Annotated in this window: 14 protein-coding genes; 8 read left to right on the top strand and 6 right to left on the bottom strand. The window is 70.9% G+C overall.

Features of this window, described 5'->3' with window-relative positions; genetic code table 11:
- Position 1: 1 nt before the first annotated feature.
- Positions 2-391, bottom strand: coding sequence for a signal peptidase I (locus OHA11_RS01345; RefSeq protein WP_266491129.1), 390 nt, complete (start codon positions 389-391; stop codon positions 2-4).
- Between the two features lie 66 nt (positions 392-457).
- A complete protein-coding gene (locus tag OHA11_RS01340; protein WP_266491127.1) occupies positions 458-976 on the bottom strand; it encodes a PadR family transcriptional regulator in 519 nt (172 codons plus the stop codon).
- Between the two features lie 80 nt (positions 977-1,056).
- On the opposite strand from OHA11_RS01340, the gene OHA11_RS01335 reads away from it, so the two are divergent.
- Positions 1,057-2,484, top strand: a complete 1,428-nt coding sequence (locus tag OHA11_RS01335) for a carotenoid oxygenase family protein (protein WP_266491125.1) — start codon at positions 1,057-1,059, stop codon at positions 2,482-2,484.
- Positions 2,485-2,500: 16 nt separating this feature from the next.
- Here OHA11_RS01335 and OHA11_RS01330 read toward each other — a convergent pair whose 3' ends face one another.
- Positions 2,501-3,655, bottom strand: coding sequence for a Gfo/Idh/MocA family protein (locus tag OHA11_RS01330; protein WP_266506856.1), 1,155 nt, complete (start codon positions 3,653-3,655; stop codon positions 2,501-2,503).
- Positions 3,656-3,766: 111 nt separating this feature from the next.
- On the opposite strand from OHA11_RS01330, the gene OHA11_RS01325 reads away from it, so the two are divergent.
- Positions 3,767-4,777 carry a LacI family DNA-binding transcriptional regulator gene (locus OHA11_RS01325; RefSeq protein ID WP_266491124.1) on the top strand — a complete coding sequence of 337 codons (1,011 nt, stop codon included), beginning with the start codon at positions 3,767-3,769 and terminating at the stop codon, positions 4,775-4,777.
- Positions 4,778-4,969: 192 nt separating this feature from the next.
- Complete coding sequence (locus tag OHA11_RS01320; RefSeq protein WP_266491122.1) at positions 4,970-6,439, top strand: FAD-binding protein; 1,470 nt, start codon at positions 4,970-4,972, stop codon at positions 6,437-6,439.
- 68 nt (positions 6,440-6,507) lie between these two features.
- Here OHA11_RS01320 and OHA11_RS01315 read toward each other — a convergent pair whose 3' ends face one another.
- On the bottom strand, positions 6,508-6,717 hold the full coding sequence (locus tag OHA11_RS01315) for a heavy-metal-associated domain-containing protein (RefSeq protein WP_266491121.1): 210 nt from the start codon (positions 6,715-6,717) through the stop codon (positions 6,508-6,510).
- Positions 6,718-7,134: 417 nt separating this feature from the next.
- Entirely contained in the window at positions 7,135-8,796 is a 1,662-nt protein-coding gene (locus tag OHA11_RS01310; protein ID WP_266491119.1) for an acyl-CoA dehydrogenase family protein, read from the bottom strand.
- Positions 8,797-8,946: 150 nt separating this feature from the next.
- Between OHA11_RS01310 and OHA11_RS01305 the strand changes: the two genes are divergently transcribed.
- A complete protein-coding gene (locus OHA11_RS01305; protein ID WP_266491116.1) occupies positions 8,947-9,735 on the top strand; it encodes a PaaX family transcriptional regulator C-terminal domain-containing protein in 789 nt (262 codons plus the stop codon).
- 126 nt (positions 9,736-9,861) lie between these two features.
- Positions 9,862-11,532: an MFS transporter gene (locus tag OHA11_RS01300; RefSeq protein WP_266491115.1), complete on the top strand. Its 1,671-nt coding sequence runs from the start codon at positions 9,862-9,864 to the stop codon at positions 11,530-11,532.
- Between the two features lie 18 nt (positions 11,533-11,550).
- Here OHA11_RS01300 and OHA11_RS01295 read toward each other — a convergent pair whose 3' ends face one another.
- On the bottom strand, positions 11,551-14,355 hold the full coding sequence (locus OHA11_RS01295) for a SpoIIE family protein phosphatase (RefSeq protein ID WP_266491113.1): 2,805 nt from the start codon (positions 14,353-14,355) through the stop codon (positions 11,551-11,553).
- A gap of 249 nt (positions 14,356-14,604) precedes the next feature.
- Between OHA11_RS01295 and OHA11_RS01290 the strand changes: the two genes are divergently transcribed.
- The 3 genes from OHA11_RS01290 (at position 14,605) to OHA11_RS01280 (ending at position 18,682) form a co-directional block, all read left to right on the top strand.
- The gene (locus tag OHA11_RS01290; protein ID WP_266491111.1) at positions 14,605-14,847 is read left to right on the top strand and encodes a DUF6296 family protein; all 243 of its coding nucleotides are present in this window, start codon (positions 14,605-14,607) and stop codon (positions 14,845-14,847) included.
- Positions 14,848-15,001: 154 nt separating this feature from the next.
- The gene (locus OHA11_RS01285; RefSeq protein WP_266491109.1) at positions 15,002-16,207 is read left to right on the top strand and encodes a cytochrome P450; all 1,206 of its coding nucleotides are present in this window, start codon (positions 15,002-15,004) and stop codon (positions 16,205-16,207) included.
- Between the two features lie 357 nt (positions 16,208-16,564).
- Positions 16,565-18,682, top strand: coding sequence for a DUF1996 domain-containing protein (locus OHA11_RS01280; protein ID WP_266491107.1), 2,118 nt, complete (start codon positions 16,565-16,567; stop codon positions 18,680-18,682).
- The last annotated feature ends 52 nt before the right edge of the window (positions 18,683-18,734 follow it).

Below are 18,734 nucleotides of genomic sequence, written 5' to 3'. Positions count from 1 at the left end.
CCTACTGAGGGTCTCGGTCCGGCTCCGGCTCCGGGACCGCGTAGCCGGGTACGGACGGCCAGCGGACGGTCAGTACGACCGACTCCTCCTCCGCGAACCATGAGTGGTCCACTCCGGGCCCCCACACCACATAGTCACCCTGCTGCCGCAACGTGACGCTGCGTCCGGGGAAGTCCACGCGGAAGCGGCCGCTCACCAGGACCTGGAGGGCCGTACGTTCCTCGCCCTCGACCCACTGCGACCGCTCGTCGCCCCGGGGATGGACGCCCCACTTGATCTCCAGGGCCTCGCTGTGGCGCGGATCGTCGGCGTCCTTGAAGTGCCCGAGCAGCCATCCCCGGTCCAGCGCCGCGTCCTTGCCCGCGTTTCCCACATACACACTGTCGTTCACGCGCCCGGACGCTAGCAGTTGCCCGCGTTTGGTGCCGTGCCGCGGGCGGTCCGCGCAGGACGAGGCCTACCGGCCGCCGTCCAGGATCGCGGGCAACTCGTCCATCCAGGCCAGTACGGCCTCCTCGTAGCGGATGCCGAAGGCCAGCGTGGCCTCCGTGAAGCGGTCGGGGCAGCCCGCGGCCTCCTTCTCCCGGTAGTCCGCGAGCCGTTTCTCGTGGTCGGCGCGGTGCGCGGCGATGAACTCCGCGAGCCGGTCGCGCTCCAGGGCGGAGCCGAAGGCGATGGTGAGCAGCAGCGGGTAGCGGATCTGTTCGGTGCCCGGCGGCTCGGCGAGCCACGCGGCGAAGGCGGCCCGGCCCTCGTCGGTGAGCCGGTAGGGCTGCCGCGACCGTGGGCCGGCCGGCCCGGCCTCGACGAGCCCGCGGTCGGCGAGGGTCGCGAGCTCGCGATAGACCTGGCTCCTGGTGAGGGTCCAGAAGTCGCCGATGAGCTGCTGGGCGGTGTTCACCAGCTCGTATCCGCTGGCTTCCCCGGCATGCAGGAAGCCGAGCAGCGAAGCCGCGGTGGGGTTGAGGTCGGCCATCCCGTTCTTCCCTTGACATTCCACTGTGGACGGTGTGCCATTGAAGAGCACAGTCCACTGTGGCATATCGGGAGGCGACGATGAGTACACCGGGATTTGCGGCCGGATTTCACGGGTTGCACGACGAGGTCGCCGTCGAGGAGCTTCCGGTCAAGGGGACGCTGCCCGACTGGCTGGACGGGAGCCTGCTGCGGAACGGCCCCGCGCGCTATGACGTGGGGGAACGCTCCCTGCGGCACTGGTTCGACGGACAGGCGATGCTGCACCGCTTCACCCTCGGCGGCGGGAAGGTCTTGTACGCCAACAGGTTCCTCGACACCCCGGCCCACCGGGCCGTCGAGTCGGGGAGGATCGCCTACCCCGAGTTCGCCACCGACCCGTGCCGCTCGCTGTTCGCCCGTTTCTTCACACGCTTCTCGCGCCGGCCCACCGCGAACGCGAACGTCAACGTCACGCGCTTCGGGGACCGCTTCGTCGCGCTGACCGAGACGCCGATGCCGGTCGCCTTCGACCGGGACACACTCGCGACCGCGGGAGTGGTCGGCTACGAGGACGAGCTGAGCGGTCAGTTGACCACGGCCCACCCACACCAGGACCCCACCACCGGTGACCTGGTCAACTACCTGCTGCACTTCTCGCGCGTCAGCGAGTACCGCGTCTACCGGCAGAAGGCCTCCGGCACGGCCCGCGAGCTGATCGGCAGCCGCCGGGTCGCCCGCCCCTCCTACATGCACAGCTTCGCGATCACCGCCAGGTACGCGGTCCTCACGGAGTTCCCGCTCGTGGTGAACCCGCTGAGCATCGTGCTCAGCGGCCGGCCGTTCATCGAGAACTACCACTGGGAGCCGGAGCGCGGCACCCGCTTCACGGTCATGGACCTGCGTGACGGGACGGTGCGCGGTGTGTACGACGGGCCGGCGTTCTTCGCGTTCCACCACATCAACGCCTTCGACGACGGCGACGACATCGTCCTCGACATCTGCTCGTACGAGGACGCCTCCGTCATCGACGCGCTGTACCTGGACCGGCTGCGCGCGGGCGGCACGATCCCGCTCGCCCGGCCCACCCGCTACCGGATCGGTCTCGGCAGTGGTGAGGTCGGCGTGCGGCGGCTGTCGGAGGAGTCTCTGGAGCTGCCGCGCATCGCGTACGAGCGGCACAACGGCGTCGACTACCGCTACGCGTACGGTGTGGGCGCCCGCGATCGCAGCGGCGACGACTTCATCAACCAACTCGTGAAACTCGACGTGACGACGGGCCGTGTACTCACGTGGTCCGAGGAGGGCTGTTATCCGGGCGAGCCGGTCTTCGTGGCGGCACCGACGGCCGCGCCCGGCGCGGAGGGCGAGGACGACGGCGTCGTGCTGTCGGTGGTTCTCGACTCGGCGCGGGGCTCGTCGTTCCTGCTGGTGCTGGACGCCCGCACGTACGAGGTGCTGGCGCGTGCGGACGTGCCGCACGCCGTGCCTTTCGGCTTCCACGGGCTGTTCACCCGGCACACCTCGTAGGTGCGGGACTCAGCCCTTACGCGGGACTCGCCCAGGTGCCGCTCTCGGCTGAGCGGGACATGGCGTCCAGAGCGGACGCGCTGTGGACGGCGTCCTCGACCGTGGCGCCGTGTGCGGTGCCCTCGGTGATGGAGCGCAGGAAGTTGTAGGCCTCGATGACCTTGAGGTCGTCGTATCCCATGCTGTTGGCCGAGCCCGGCTGGAAGGCGGCGTACTCGCCGTGCCCGGGGCCCACGTACACCGTGCTGACCGGCTGGTCCTGGTACGCCGTGCCCCGGCTGACGCTCAGTTCGCCCATGCGGCGGAAGTCCCAGGAGACCGCGCCCTTGGTGCCGTGGATCTCGAAGCCGTAGTTGTTCTGCTCGCCGACCGAGACCCGGCAGGCCTCCAGGACACCGCGGGCGCCGGAGGCGAAGCGCAGCAGGCAGGACACGTAGTCCTCGTTCTCCACCGGGCCGAGCTCGCCGCCCGCGGAGCGGGCGTGGCCCGAGGTGGCGCCCGTGGGACGGGCGCGCTCGGGGACGAAGACGGCCGTGTCGGCGGCCAGCGACGCGATCTCGCCGAGCAGGTAGCGGGCCAGGTCCACACCGTGCGAGGCGAGGTCGCCCAGCACGCCGCTGCCGCCGCGCTCACGCTCGTACCGCCAGGTCAGGGCGCCCTCGGGGTGGGCCGCGTAGTCACTGAAGAGGCGGATACGGACGTGTGTGACCGTGCCGATCTCGCCGGCGGCGATCAGGTCGCGGGCCGCCGCCACGGCAGGGGCGTTGCGATAGTTGAAGCCGACCGTGCCCTGCACGCCCGCCTTCGCGACGGCGCCGGCCACGGCGCGCGCGTCCGCGGCGGTGAGGCCCACCGGCTTCTCGATCCAGATGTGCTTGCCCGCCTCGGCCATGGCGACGCCGATCTCGCGGTGCAGGAAGTTCGGCGCGGCGATGCTCACCGCCCGGACCCGCGGGTCGGCGACGACCTCCCGCCAGTCCCGGACCGCCGTGGCGAAGCCGTACTGCCGGGCGGCCTCCGCGGCCCGGCCGGGCACCTCATCGGCGACGGCGACCAGTTCGGGCCGCACGGGCAGCTGAGGGAAGTGGTGCGGCACACGGGCGTACGCCTGGGTGTGCACCCGCCCCATCCAGCCGAACCCCACGACGGCGACGCCGAGCGTACTCACGATGACTGCCCTTCTTTGGACCGGTCCATGACCCTTCTGGCCCACCCTGAAGCCCGTAACAGCACGTGTCAACCCCTTTGACAACCCAGTGATCCCTGTGGAACGGTCCACAACATGAGACCACCGACGATCCGCGACGTCGCCGAACGGGCCGGAGTGTCGAAGTCCCTGGTCTCGCTCGTGCTGCGCGGCTCGGGCCAGGTGCGCCCCGAGAAACGGCAGGCCGTGCTGGCCGCTGTCGAGGAACTCGGCTACCGACCCAACGCCGCCGCGCGCAGCCTCAGCGAGCGCCGCACGCGGACGGTCGGCGTGCTCCTGAACGACATGCGCAACCCCTGGTTCGTGGAACTGCTCGACGGCCTCAATTCCCTCCTGCACGCCCACGGCCTGCGCATGCTGCTGGCCGACGGCCACCTCAACCTGCGCCTCGGCGAGGACCTCACCCGCACCTTCACGGACCTGCGGGTCGACGGCCTGATCGCCGTCGGCACGCTGCCGGGCCCCGAGGCGCTGAGCACGGCGGCCACGCGGGTGCCCACCGTCGTCGCGGGCGCCCGCGAACCCGTACTGCCCCACGTCGACCTCGTCGCGGGCGACGACGCGCACGGCGCCCGGCTCGCCACCGAGCACCTCATCGCGCTCGGCCACCGGCACATCGCCCACATCACGGGACAGGGGATGGTCGGCGAACTGCGCCGCCGCAGCTTCGAGACGGTCATGCGCGAACACGGACTGGCCGACACGGCCGTCGTGGAACAGGGCGACCTGACCGAGGAAGGCGGCTACCGCGCCACGGTCCGACTGCTCAGCGCCCCCGAACGGCCCACCGCCGTCTTCGCCTTCAACGACATCGCCTGTGTCGGCGCACTGTCGGCCGCCGAGGAGCTCGGCCTCCAGGTGCCACGCGACCTCTCCCTCGTCGGCTACGACAACACATACCTCGCGCGGCTGCGCCACCTGTGGTTGACCACCGTGGACAACGCCGGTCACGACGTCGGCCGCCGCGCCGCACAGTGCCTGCTCGACCGCATCGCCGACCCCGCCCGTCCCGGCGAGGTCGTGCTCAGTACACCGGCGCTGGAGGTACGGGGCACGACGGCCGCGCCGCGCGAGAGCCGCGCCTGAGCCACGCGCGCCATACCCGCCATACCCGCCACACACCCGCCACGTCGCGCCACGAGCTTCGACGGTGCGGGTGAGCGCCCGGTCCGACCGAACTCCGGGGAGCACCGGCGCGGGGCCGTGTCCTCGCGCTTCAACGGTTCTACAGTGGGCGGCTGCTGACCGGTTCATCGGGTCCTTCCCCTGGAGGAGCGCATGTCCCGCAGACCGCCCCGACGTTCCGTGCTGCGTGGCCTGGCCGCCGCCGGAACCGCGGTGATCGGCTTCGACCCCTTCGCGCGGAGCTGGGCGGTGACCGCCTCCGACCGCCCGCTGCACGGCATCCCCGACCTTGACGGAACCCTCCACACCGACGAGGGCTCGTTGAACGCCGCCGCCGACGACTTCGGCCACATCGTGCACCGCCGACCGGCCGCGGTGCTGCGGCCGGGCTCCGTCGCCGACGTCGTGACGATGGTGCGGTTCTGCGATCGGCGCGGGATCCGGGTCGCCCCGCGTGGGCAGGGCCACGGCACGAACGGTCAGGCACAGGTCGACGGCGGCCTGGTCATCGAGACCGCCCCGCTCACCGGCATCCAGCCTCTCGCACCCGGCGGCACCAGCGTGCGCGTCGGAGCCGGCGCGAAGTGGAGCGACGTCGCCAAGGCCACGCTCGCCCACGGCCTGACGCCGCCTGTCTTCACCGACTACCTCGAACTCTCCGTCGGCGGAACGCTGTCCGTCGGCGGCCTCGGCGGCCAGACCCACCGGCACGGCGCGCAGGTCGACAACGTCCTGGAGCTGGAAGTCGTCACCGGCGCGGGGGAGTTGCTGCGCTGCTCCCCGGTCCGCCACCGCGATCTGTTCCACGCCGTGCTCGGCGGCCTCGGCCAGTGCGCCGTCATCGTCGGCGCGACCGTACGACTGGTCCGCGCGCCCGAGACCGTACGCCACTACCTCCTGCCGTACGACGACCTGCGGACCTTCGTCGACGACCAGCGTCTGCTCGTCCGCGACCGACGGTTCTCCTACGTCGAGGGGCAGATCGTTCCGGATGCCACGGGTGCCTTCCGTGGGTACCTCATCGAGGCCGTCGCCTACGGACCTCCCGTGGGGGACGCCCCCGACGACACCGCCCTCCTGCGAGGTCTGCGGCACGATCCGTCCGGCGCGGAGATCACGGACCTCGCGTACTACGACTTCCTCGACCGGCTCGCTCCCGCCGTCGCCGCTCTCAAGGAAGCGGGGCTGTGGTCGTACGCCCATCCATGGCTCAACCTGCTCGTGCCCGGCCGGAAAGTGGCCGAGGCGGCCGACGGGATCCTGGACGCGCTCACTCCGGACGATGTCGGTCCGGGCGGTGTGGTGCTGCTGTACCCACTGGTGCGCGAGCGCCTCCGGACCCCGCTGCCGCGCATGCCCGACGACCCGGTGCCGTACCTGCTGGCGGTCCTGCGCAGTGCCGCTCCCGACGATGCGGCGACGGTCCGGCGACTCCTGGCGGCCAACCGCTCCGCGTACGACCTCGTCCGCGCGGCCGGCGGCACCCGGTACCCGGTCGGCTCCGTGCCCTTCGACCGTGCCGACTGGCGACGGCACTTCGGGCCCGCCTGGCCGCGGTTCGCCGCCGCGAAGAAGACCTACGACCCGCGCGGGATCCTCGTCCCCGGGCAGGGCATCTTCTGATGGGACAGAACATCTTCTGACCGGGCCGGTCGCCCGGCCGGTTGTTGGAGTACGGCCTGGAGTTCGGCTCAGAGTACGGCGGCGACCTCGAAACCCGCCTCGGTGATCGCGGCGCACACCTTCGAACCGTCGAGCGCCTCGCCCGCCACGGTCACCGAACCGGTGTCGAGGTCGACACCCACCCGGTCCACACCGAACACCCCGCCGAGCTTGCTCTCAAGAGCGTCGGCACAGCGGCCGCAGGTCATGCCGATGACGTGATAGCGCTGTTCAGTCATGATCCCTCGTCTCTTCCCGACGCGCGTACGCACGCTGTGGGAGCCGCTCCGGAATCACATACGCGTCCGCCGACGGAGGTGTTCAGCGCCGCGGGCGACTCACAGGGAGGCCGATCGGACTGTCCCACCCGCACCCGCCGAACAGGCCCCACAAGCACCCTGAGACATCACAGGATGTGTCCGTTCCCGTGGGATGCCAGGGTCGGTGACCGTGACCATCGAACGGAGGAACCGATGTTGACATCACGGCCTTTGAGCTCCCGAGCCGGATCGGCGGCCGTCGCGGGGGCGGCCACCATCCTGCTCACCGGGGTCGGGCTGCTCGCGGCTGCGCCCGCCCAGGCCGCGCCGCGTCCGTGCCCCGGCGCCGGACCGGGTGACCCGGCCCGCCGAACGTCGAGCACCACCGGGCCGGGGTCAACCGGCCTCCGGCAGGGCGCGGTTGAGGATCGCGCCCAGGTCGGCGGAGGCGGGGAGCGTGCCGAAGGCGTACCCCCAGTCACCGCCGAGCCGGGTCGCGCAGAAGGCGTCGGCGACGGCGGGCGGGGCGTGGCGGACCAGGAGGGAGCCCTGAAGGGCCAGCGCCATCAGCTCGACCAGTCGACGGGCGCCCGTCTGGACGCCTTCCAGGTCGGACAGCTGGTCCTTGAGCCGGAGCACGGCCGCGTCGAGCCGGGCGTCGGCCCCGTGTGCCAGGCCGAGTTCCGCGAACAGGGCCTCGGCGGCGTCGGGTGCCCGGCCGAGGGCACGCAGCACATCGAGGGCGTTGACGTTGCCCGACCCCTCCCAGATGGAGAGCAGGGGCGCCTCGCGGTAGTGGCGGGGCATGCCCGACTCCTCCACATAGCCGTTGCCGCCGAGGCACTCCAGGGCTTCGGCGGTGAAGGCCGGGCCGCGCTTGGTCACCCAGTACTTGCCGACGGCGGTGGCGATCCTGCGGAACGCCGTCTCCTGCGCGTCGCCGCGGACCGCGCGGTCCGCGGCTCCCGCGAGCCGCAGGGTGAGCGTCGTGGCGGCCTCGGACTCCAGCGCCAGATCGGCCAGTACGTTGCGCATGAGGGGCTGGTCGATCAGCAGCGCGCCGAAGGCGCCGCGGTGCCTCGTGTGGTGGCCCGCCTCCACGAGGGTCTTGCGCATCAGCGTCGCGCTCATCATCACGCAGTCCAGACGCGTGCAGTTGACCATCTCGATGATCGTCTTCACGCCCTGCCCCTCGGGGCCGACCAGCCAGGCGACGGTGTTGTCGAACTCCGGCTCCGAGGAGGCGTTGGACCGGTTGCCGAGCTTGTCCTTGAGCCGCTGGATACGGAACGTGTTGCGGGTGCCGTCCGGCAGGATCCGCGGCACGAGGAAGCAGGAGAGACCGCCGGGCGCCTGGGCGAGGACCAGGAACACATCGCACATCGGCGCCGACGTGAACCACTTGTGGCCATGCAGCGTGTACACGCCCGGCTCGGCCGTCGGCGCGGCGGCCGTGGTGTTGGTACGGACGTCCGAGCCGCCCTGCTTCTCCGTCATCCCCATGCCCGCCAGCAGCCCGCGCTTCTCGGCCGGGACGCGCAGTCCCGGATCGTAGACCCGGCTGACCAGCAGGGGTTCGTAGACCGCGGCCAGCTCGGGCTGCCGCCGCAGAGCGGGCACGGCCGCGTACGTCATCGAGGTGGGGCAGCCGTGCCCGGCCTCCGTGTGGCCCCACACCAGTCCGCCGGCGGTACGGGCGACATGGGCGCCGGACCTGTCGTCCGCCCAGGGCGAGGCGGCCAGGCCCTCGGCCACCGCCACTCCCATCAGCCGGTGCCAGCTCGGGTGGAACTCGACCTCGTCGATCCGGTTGCCGTAGCGGTCGTGCGTACGCAGCTCGGGCGCGTGGCGGTTGGCCTGCTCGCCCCAGAGCTGGGCCTCCTCGCCGCCGGCCACGCGCCCCAGACGGCGTACGTCCTCCTCGGCCCAGCCGGCACCTTCGCGGCGGAGCCCCTCCAGCAGGGCCGCGTCGTCGGAGGCGTCGTACGGAGTGAGGGGCGGGGCCTGGTTCGTGACGTCGTGCGTGGCGGAGTGCTCGGGCGCGAGTATCGGGACCATGCGGTCAGTGTTGCACTATTCCTGCGACTGCGGCAATCACGTAACACGACGCTTCTGGAGCGCGCTCACCGCCCACGCGGCGGTGCCGAACGAGTACGTGGCAGGGCCGCGGCCACGTTCCGTCCCGCCTGACCGGGCACAATGCGGTCCATGCGCTCCACGCGGACGAACGCCTCCCAGTCGCCCACCGACATCGAACCGCGCCCGCTGTCCGCGCGGTCGGTCGTGCTGAGCCTGCTGCTCGGCGTGCATCCGCCGGAGCTTCCGGTACGGGACCTGGTCCGCAGCGTCGAACCCTTCGGCATCGCCGACTCCACACTGCGGGCCGCGCTCAGCCGGATGGTGGCGGGGGGTGACCTGCATCGTGCCGACGGGGTCTATCGCCTCAGCGAACGACTGCTGGAGCGGCAGCGCCGCCAGGACGACGCCGTGCACCCGAGGACCAGGGCCTGGGACGGATCGTGGGAAACCGTCGTCGTCACCGCGACCGGGCGCGGGCCCGCCGAACGAGCCGAGCTGCGCGCCGAGTTGTCCCGCCTGCGGCTGGCGGAACTGCGCGAAGGCGTATGGCTCCGGCCGGCCAACCTACGACGCTCATGGCCGGCGCACCTGACGGAACTCACCCAGCGTTTCACCGCGCGGCCCGAACAGCCCGCCCGCGCCCTGGCCGCGAGCCTGTGGCCGCTCGACGACTGGGCCGACACCGCGGGTGCGCTCCTGGCCCGCGTGGCCCGCCTTGAACGCCCGGCCGACCGCTTCGCCACCTTCACGGCCATCGTCCGCCACCTGGTCACCGACCCCGTCCTGCCGGACGAACTCCTCCCCACCCCCTGGCCGGCACCGGCCCTGCGCGCCGTCTACACCGATTACCAGCGAGAGGTGACCGAGGCGCTGCGATGTGAACCGGCGCCTGGGAAGGGTTCCGCCGCCGACGAGTGACGGTACGCACCATGCCTCCCCGCTGCCGGGGCGACGGAAAGATCGATTGGTGGGGTCCGGCGGTCAGGGCTAACGTCGGTACAGCGAACGTCGGCCTCTCCGACGTCGGACACGCAGGGCAAACCCATGACGGGCGCTCACACGACACCACCCTCGGAAACTGCCAAGTCCCCGGAGCGGGGCCGCGGCAGAGGGATGGCGCTCCTTGTCATTGCCTCGTGCCAGCTGATGGTGGTTCTCGACATCACCATCGTGAACATCGCCCTCCCGCACATCCAGAGTTCTCTCGGCTTCTCGACCGAGAACCTGTCCTGGGTGATCAACGCCTACACGCTGACCTTCGGCGGTCTGCTCCTGCTCGGCGGGCGGCTCGGTGACATCCTCGGCCGTCGACGCGTCTTCATGTTCGGCGTCCTTCTCTTCGTGGTGGCCTCGCTGCTCGGCGGACTCTCGCAGGAGTCCTGGCAGTTGCTCGCCGCTCGCTCGCTGCAGGGCGTCGGCGGTGCCATCGCGTCTCCGACGGCCCTGTCGCTGATCACCACGACGTTCGAGGAAGGGCCCGAGCGGAACAGGGCGTTCGGCGTGTTCGCCGCGGTCTCGGCCGGCGGCAGCGCGATCGGCCTGCTGGCGGGCGGACTGCTCGTGGAGTGGCTCGACTGGCGCTGGGTCCTCTTCGTCAACGTGCCCATCGGCCTGCTGATCGTGCTGGCGACGCCCCGCTACATCCGGGAGTCCGAGCGCCATCCGGGCCACTTCGACATCCTCGGCGCACTCACCTCCACCGCGGGCATGGTGCTGCTCGTCTACGGATTCATCCGCGCCTCGGAGGACGGCTGGAGCGACAGCCTCACCCTCGCGGCCTTCGCGGCGGCCGTCGTACTTCTCGCCGCGTTCATCACCATCGAGCGCCGGTCGAGACAGCCCATCACGCCCCTGTGGATGTTCCGCGACCGCAACCGGGCGGGCGTCTACGCGATCATGCTGAGTCTGGCCGCGGCGATGTTCGGGATGTTCTTCTTCCTGACGCTCTTCGTGCAGAACATCCTGGGCTTCAGCCCGCTCGAAGCCGGTCTCGCCTTCCTGCCGGTGAGCGCGATCATCGCCATAGGCGCGGGGTTCGCCTCACAACTGCTGCCCAGGTGGGGGCCCAAGCCGTTCATGACGGTGGGCGCGGTCCTGTCCGCCATCGGACTCGGCTGGCTGACCCTGACCGACGTCGACAGCACGTACGCGGGCAGCATCCTCGGCCCCATGCTGGTCTTCGGCTTCGGCATGGGGCTCAACTTCGTGTCGCTGACGCTGATGGCGGTCTCGGGAGTCGAGTCGCAGGAAGCGGGAGCGGCCTCCGGGATCCTCAACGCCACCCAGCAGGTGGGCGGTTCGCTCGGCCTGTCGGTGCTGGTGACCGTCTTCGGTACGGCCAGCCGCAACGAGGCCACCGATCAGGTCCGCGAGTTCATGGCCGAGGCGACCCCGGCCCAGCGCCTCGAATTCCGCAGAACCGGCGAACTCCCGCCGCCCTGGAGCGACCAGGTGCTGACCTCGGGCATTTCGAGCGCGTTCGTCGTCGCGGCGATCTTCGCGGTCGTGGCGGCCCTGATCGCCCTGATCGTCATCCAGGTACGCCCCGCCGACCTGGAGCGACTCCAGGGAAACGGCGCCCTGGCGACCGTACCCGCCGGGGACGCCGCGGAGGCCGGGGACGTACGGGAGAGCCCGGTCGACGCGAGCGAGCCGGTGTCGGACACCTCGGACAGCTGGCCGGAGACCGGCGACGATCCTCCGTTCCGCGGCTGAGCGTTCCGCCGCTGTGCCTCAGGGCAGTGGCTGTTCGGTCCAGATGACCTTGCCGGCCGGTGTGTAGCGGGTGCCCCAGCGTTCGGCGAGTTGTGCGACGAGGAACAGGCCGCGTCCGCCCTCGTCCGTGCTGGCCGCGTACCGCAGGTGCGGTGAGGTGCTGCTGCCGTCGAAGACCTCGCAGATCAGGACGCGGTCGCGCAGCATACGGACCTGGATGGGCCCGTTGCCGTACCGGATCGCGTTGGTGACCAGCTCGCTGAGCATCAGCTCCGTGGCGAACGCCAGATCGTCCAGGTCCCACTCCGTCAACTGCCGGGTGACGGACGCGCGTACCTCACCGACGGCCGCCGGGTCGGACGGCACCTGCCACTCGGCGACGCGGTCGGCTCCGAGGGCACGGGTGCCGGCGACGATCAGGGCGATGTCGTCGCTGGGCCGGTCGGGGAGGAGGGCGTTGAGAACGCCCTGGCAGGTGTCCTCCGGCGTCCGGTCGGCTCCGGCGAGGGCCGTACGCAGCATCTCCAGGCCGACGTCGATGTCCCGCTCCCGGTCCTCGACGAGCCCGTCCGTGTAGAGAACGAGACGGCTGCCCTCATCCAGCTTGAGCTCGGCTGTCTCGAACGGGAGGCCGCCCACGCCGAGCGGCGGACCGGCGGGCACCTCGGGGAACTCGACGCTGCCGTCGGGGCGGACCACGGCGGGCGGCGGGTGACCGGCCCGGGCGACGGTGCACTGCCGGGAGGTCGGGTCGTAGACGGCGTACAGGCAGGTGGCGCCGGTGATCGCGGCACTGCTGTCCTCCGCCGCCTCGTCCTGGTCGATGCGGCCGACCAACTCGTCGAGGAGTCCGAGCAGTTCGTCGGGCGGCAGGTCGAGGGCGGAGAAGTTGTGCACCGCCGTCCGCAGCCGGCCCATCGTCGCCGCGGCGTGCAGTCCGTGGCCGACGACATCGCCCACGACGACCGCGACGCGGGCACCGGACAGCGGCAGTACGTCGAACCAGTCCCCGCCCACCCCCGCCTGCGCGGGCAGGTAGCGGTAGGCGATGTCAAGGGCGCTCTGCTCGGGCAGATTGCGCGGCAGCAGACTGCGCTGGAGCGTCACGGCCATGGTGTGCTCGCGTGTGTAGCGGCGTGCGTTGTCGATGGAGACCGCGGCGCGGGCGACCAGCTCCTCGGCGAGGGCAAGCTCCTCCTCGTCGAAGGGCTCGGGCTTCTCCAGCCGCCAGAAGTTCACCACGCCCATCGCCAGGTGCCCCACCCGCACCGGAACGATGATCAGCGAGTGGATTCCGTACTCCACGACCTGCGCCGTACGCTCCAGATCCTGCGCGAGCCACCCCGGAGCCTCCCGCAGGTGCGGCTCGACCACGGCCTCGCCCGTGCCGATGCTGCGGGCCTGGGGCGTGGAGGCGACGAACCTGATCCGCTCGCCCACCGGGTAGAGAGGGGCGTCCTTGCGGATACCGCTGAACGCCGTACGGCGCAGATCGGTGCCCGCCTCCGGTTCCTCGCCGTTCAGCACGGCGTCGGCCAGGTCCACGGTGACGAAGTCCGCGAACCGCGGGACCGCCACCTCCGCCAGTTCCTCGGCCGTACGGGTCACGTCCAGGCCCGTACCGATGCCGACCCCGGCGTCGTACAGGAGCCTGAGATGCTCCCGTGCCAATTCGGCCTTTCCGGACAGGGCGCGCAGCTCGGTCGAGTCGCGGAGCGTCGCGACGCTGCCGGCCGGGCCGCCCTGGAGGTCCGTGGGCCGCTGGTTGATGGCCAGCAGCCGGTCTCCGACCAGGTGCACCTCGTCCGTGGCGACGCGCCCCGAGGCCAGTAGACCGGCTGTGTCCGCGTCCAGGCCGAGGTCGAGCACATGCCGTCCCTCGGCGTCCCCGGGAAGATCCAGCAGCCGGTGCGCCTCGTCGTTGGCGAGCAGCAGCCGCCCCTCGCCGCCGGCGATGAGCACTCCCTCCCGGACGGAGTGCAGCACCGCGTCATGGTGCTCGTACATCCGGGTCATCTCGAACGGGCCCAGGCCGTGCGTCTGGCGCAGCAGCCGTCTGCTGACCAGGGCTGTCCCGCCCAGGGCCAGGGCGAGTGCCGCGGCCGCGGCGGTCAGGAGGAGCGGCAGCTGCCGGTCCGCGACACCGCCGACGTTCTCGGTCGTGATGCCCGCCGACACCAGGCCCACGACCTTGCCGTCGTCCGCCTTGACGGGAACCACGGCCTGCACCAGCGGCCCGATGGTTCCGATGATGTTCTCGGTGAAGGAGCGGCCCTCCAGCGCCGGTTCGAGGGTTCCGACGAACATCTTGCCGATCCGGTCGGGCTTGGGGTGGGTGTAGCGGATCCCGTCGGTGTTCATCACCACGATGAAGTCGACCTTGGACTGCTTACGGGCGGCCTCGGCCCGCGGCTGAAGCACCGCGGTGGGATCGGGGGCACTCAGGGCCTCGCGGGTGCCGGGAGCGTTGGCGAACGTCTCGGCGACGGCCAGGGAACGGTTCCGGGCCTCCTCCGAGCTGTCGTGCCGTACCTGGAGAACCAGGGCCACCACCGCGGCCACGACCAGCAGCAGCACGATCACCACTTGCAGGACGAACACCTGGCCCGCGACACTGCGCCCGCCCAGCGCCGACCGCAGCCCCGCCGAGGGGCCGCGTCGGTGCCCGCCGTCGTGGGCCCCCCGCGGCTCGACCGGGTGGCGCGGCGTCTGCCGTGCTCGCCGCGCATGCGCTCGGCGAGGGCGGTCAGGCCTGCGCCGCGCGCGCAGGCCTTTGAGGCGGGGAGTCGACTGAGGCCAGGATCGACCCAAGAGTCGGACCATAAGCCCATGTCTACACTGCCGGGCGCCGGGAGGCGAGGGGGTCACACCGCGGGGCAGGTGGCGAGCCGGTCCGGAGTGGTTCAGACCAATGGCGGAATGTGTGGCTCAGCTGTGCGGGGCCGTGGATGACGGCCGAGGACTGGGCGCTGCCGACTCCCGGCCGTCCGAGGCTGCCGTCGGCGCGATCTCGCCGCATCATGGAGGAGGGGCCGTTTGCGTGCGTACATGCCTCGAGCGCGGGAGGTCGTCATGCATACCCCGGACAGCTACCGGCTGACCTTCACCCACGAAGGGTCGGGCATCGGCGCGATCACGGACGAGGTGATCGTCGAACGCACCGACACCCTGGGCCCGGGCGGAAACCCGGTCTACTGCGATCCCACCGGTATTCTCCGCGCCGAGATCAGCCCGGCGGGAGAGGTACGGATGCTGGCCAGCGGCGGCTACCAGTCGCCTGTCCCACCGTCCGCCGAACCACTCCGGCAGTCCTAGCGACCTCGTGCCACGGCCAACCGCCAACCGCGCACGAGGTCGTCAGCCGAACCCCCCGGTCCGGTCGGCCGGTGCCGCCTGGCCGGAAGAACCGTTGGCCCGGCGGCACCGGCGCGGTTAGCGTGCCGTGGACCGATCAATAGGGGGAAAAGGTATGCCGACAGGGCCTGTTGTCGACCTGAAACAACTCGGAGAGGACTTCACCCGCGATCCCTACCCCGTCTATGCCGAGCTCCGTGCGGCAGGGCCCGTGCACCGGGTGCTCGACCCCGACGGCGAGGAGGTGTGGCTCGTCGTCGGCTACGACGCGTGCCGTGCCGCCTTCACCGACCCGCGGCTCAGCCGGGACTGGCACAAGTCCGGGAACATCGCCCAGATCGTCAACACGGAGGAGGGCCAGCCCGCGCTCGCCCACATGCTGATGTCGGACCCGCCGGACCACACCCGGCTGCGGCGGCTGGTGGCCAGGGAGTTCACCCCGCGCCGTATGGAGGCTCTGGCCCCCCGGGTCCAGCAGATCGCCGACCAGTTGCTGGACGCGATGCTGACGGGGGAGGGACGGCAGGCCGACCTGGTGGCGTCCTTCGCCTTCCCGCTGCCCATGACCGTCATCTGCGAACTGCTCGGCGTACCCGACCTCGACCGGGACGCCTTCCGCGGCTGGTCCAACGAGATGGTGGCCCGTACGAGTCCGGAGGCGGAGGCGCGCGCCTACCAGGAGATGCCCGCGTACCTCGGCGAACTCGTCGCGGCCAAGCGGGCCGAGCCCGGCCAGGATCTGCTGAGCGGGATGATCCACACCGTGGACGAGGGCGGTGACCGGCTCTCGTCCGACGAACTCATCGGCATGTGCGTGCTGTTGCTCATCGCCGGCCACGAGACCACGGTCAACCTGATCGGCAACGGAATGCGCGCCCTGTTCGCGCACCCCGGCCAACTGGCCGACCTGCGCGCCGACTTCGGCCTGCTCGACGGGGCGATCGAGGAAATGCTCCGCTACGACGGCCCGGTGGAGACCTGTACGGACCGACTGGCACTGGAGGACGTGGAGATGGGCGGGGTGACCATCCCCGCGGGGTCCACCGTCCTGATCGCCATGGCCGACGCCGACCGCGATGCCGAGCGCTTTCAGCACGCCGACCGGTTCGACATCCGCCGGGACGCCCGCGGCCACGTCGCCTTCGGCCACGGCCTGCACCACTGCCTGGGCGCCCCACTGGCCCGGCTGGAGGGACGCATCGCGATCCGCTCCCTCCTGGAACGCTGCCCGGACCTGGCGCTGGACGCGTACGAGAACGAACTGCCCTGGATGCCGGGGCTGTTGATCAGGGGCGCACGCGAAATCCCCGTGCGCTGGTAGCCGGTGCGCCGGTAACTCGTAGTGGCCGGGCCGCCGTTGCCCGGTCCGGCCGCTACCGGTACGGACGCGGTCCACTATCGGTACGTATGCGGTGGCGCGTCCTCCGTTCCTTTCGCTGGGGTAGGGTCCTCGTCACTCCGGGGGCGCCCGCATCTCTCCGTCATTTCACCGGCCCCGCACACCTGCCGGACGACGGGGCGGACGAGGAGCGAAAAGCCGGATGGAGTCTTCGGGTGAGGCTGGTTCATGAGAGGTTGCTATGAATCCGCGAGACGTTTGAACACTCGGGTCCTCCCCTCCGTATAGGGCGGGGGATTTCCATGTCGGCTCCGGCAACAAGAGCGTAGGAGTAGATCCTTGAGACGCAACACGCGCAGACGCCCAACAGGCGCACGCCGCGCGACCATTGGGGCGGTCGCGCTGATGCTGGGGGGAGGTGGGCTGGTAGCGGCGAACGTCTACGCGACGGCCTCCGAGGGCGGATCGGGTCAGAACCAGGCCAACCAGCTCCTTGCCTCGGGAGCCGCCACGATCGACTGCCCCGACGTGGGCAGCCAGCTGACGGCGGTGCCCGACGAGGCGAAGGCGGAGGTCGACAAGGAACTCGCCCTCCTGGACAAGCAGATCGCCGAGGCGTACCAGCGGCTGCAGCAGTCGACGCAGGCCATCCAGCAGGATGCCGCCTTCGCGGAGAACGCGATCATGAATCCGCTGAAGGAGAAGCGAGCCGCGACGATCGAGCGGATCGCGATCGCCGTCGACCGCGTGGGCGACCGTCCGCAAGGTCTCGAAGCCTTCGCGGCCTGCATACTCCGCGCCTCCGGCAACCAGACCGACCAGGGCGGCGGCGACGAGCAGAACGGCGACCAGGGCGGCGACGGTCAGCAGGACGGCGCCGACCAGGACGGTCAGAACCAGGACAACGGCGGCCAGGGCGAAGGCCAGAACCAGGACAACGGTCAGGGCCAGGGCAACCAGCAGGGCAACGGCCAGGGCGGCAACGGCGGTCAGGGCGGCAACGGCCCCGTGGCCGCTGACTACGCGGACATCACCACCGTCCAGCCCAACGCGCAGAAGGCTCGCAGCCAGGGCAACTCCTCCCGCGGCACCTTCAGCACCGCCTGCGGTGTGAACGCCAACGGGCTGTTCAACTCCGACAACGTGATCGTGGCCCCGGGTGTCACCAACGGCGCCCACCACTTCCACGACTACGTCGGCAACCAGGCGAACAACGCCTTCGCGAGTGACCAGGACCTGGCGAACGGCAAGACGACCTGCGAGAACCAGGGCGACAAGTCCTCCTACTTCTGGCCCGTGCTCCGCCTGCAGAACGGCACCCAGGAACAGGACGCGGCCTCTCCCGGCGGCGGCGTCGAGGGCAACTCCGGCGAGATCGTCACGCCCAAGCAGGTGACCATGACCTTCGTGGGCAACCCGCAGAGCAAGGTCACCGAGATGCCGAAGCTGCTGCGCATCATCACCGGTGACGCCAAGGCCTTCGTCAACGGCACCGCCAACGCCAACGCCTCATGGAGCTGCACCGGGTTCGAGGACCGGCAGCTGAAGGACAAGTACCCGCTCTGCCCCCAGGGCAGTGACGTGGTCCGCACCTTCAAGTTCCAGAGCTGCTGGGACGGCAACAACATCGACAGCGCCAACCACCGCACCCACGTGGCGTTCGCCGACGCCAACGGCGTCTGCGCGAACGGCTTCAAGGCCATCCCGCAGCTCGTGCAGCGCATCGTCTACGACGTCGACGCGCCCAGCCTCAACGACGGCGGTCGCGCGACCCCGCTGTTCGCGGTCGACTCCTTCCCGGAGAACCTGCACAAGCCGGTCACCGATCACGGCGACTTCATCAACGTCTTCGACGAGGACCTGATGGGCGAGATGGTGGACTGCATCAACGGCGGCCGGAAGTGCGACGCCGCCGACGGCGCGGGCGAGGAGCCGGGCGACAACTCACCGTCGCCGACGCCCGAGACGCCGCCCGCCGGGAACAACGGGGACGACGACCCCGCGGACAACGGCAACGGCAACGGTGACGAGAACACCCCGTCGCCCACGGCCACTGCCCCGTCCGGCGGGAACAACGAGAACGAGAACCCCGCGGACAACGGCGCGGACAACGGTGGCGAGAACACGGAGAAGCCCTCCACCGACAGCACGCAGGCTCCCGATCCCGCGGACGACGCGGACGGCGCGGACCAGGACAGCGGTGCCACGGTGCCCAAGGCCGTATCGTCCCCGTCGGCCGGCCAGAGTGATCCGGGCGCGGTGACGGGCGGCTCCGACAGCGATCTCGGCGGTGCCGTGCCCGGCCCCGAACCGTCGGGCGCCTCGGTGCTCGTACCGCAGGCGACCTCGGGCGGACTCGCCGACACCGGCACACAGCTGTGGCCGGCCGCGGCCGGAGCGATGCTCCTGCTCGCAGGCTTCGTACTGCTCCGTCGTATCAACAACAAGTCGAGGTGACGAGGTAGCGCCACAGCGCATTGACGGCACAGCGTCGTAGCGCAGCAACGCC

The organism is Streptomyces sp. NBC_00878, from assembly GCF_026341515.1.
Lineage (GTDB): Bacteria > Actinomycetota > Actinomycetes > Streptomycetales > Streptomycetaceae > Streptomyces.
The sequence above is the reverse complement of the archived record's forward strand: the minus strand, read 5'-3'. Positions and strand labels throughout refer to the sequence as shown.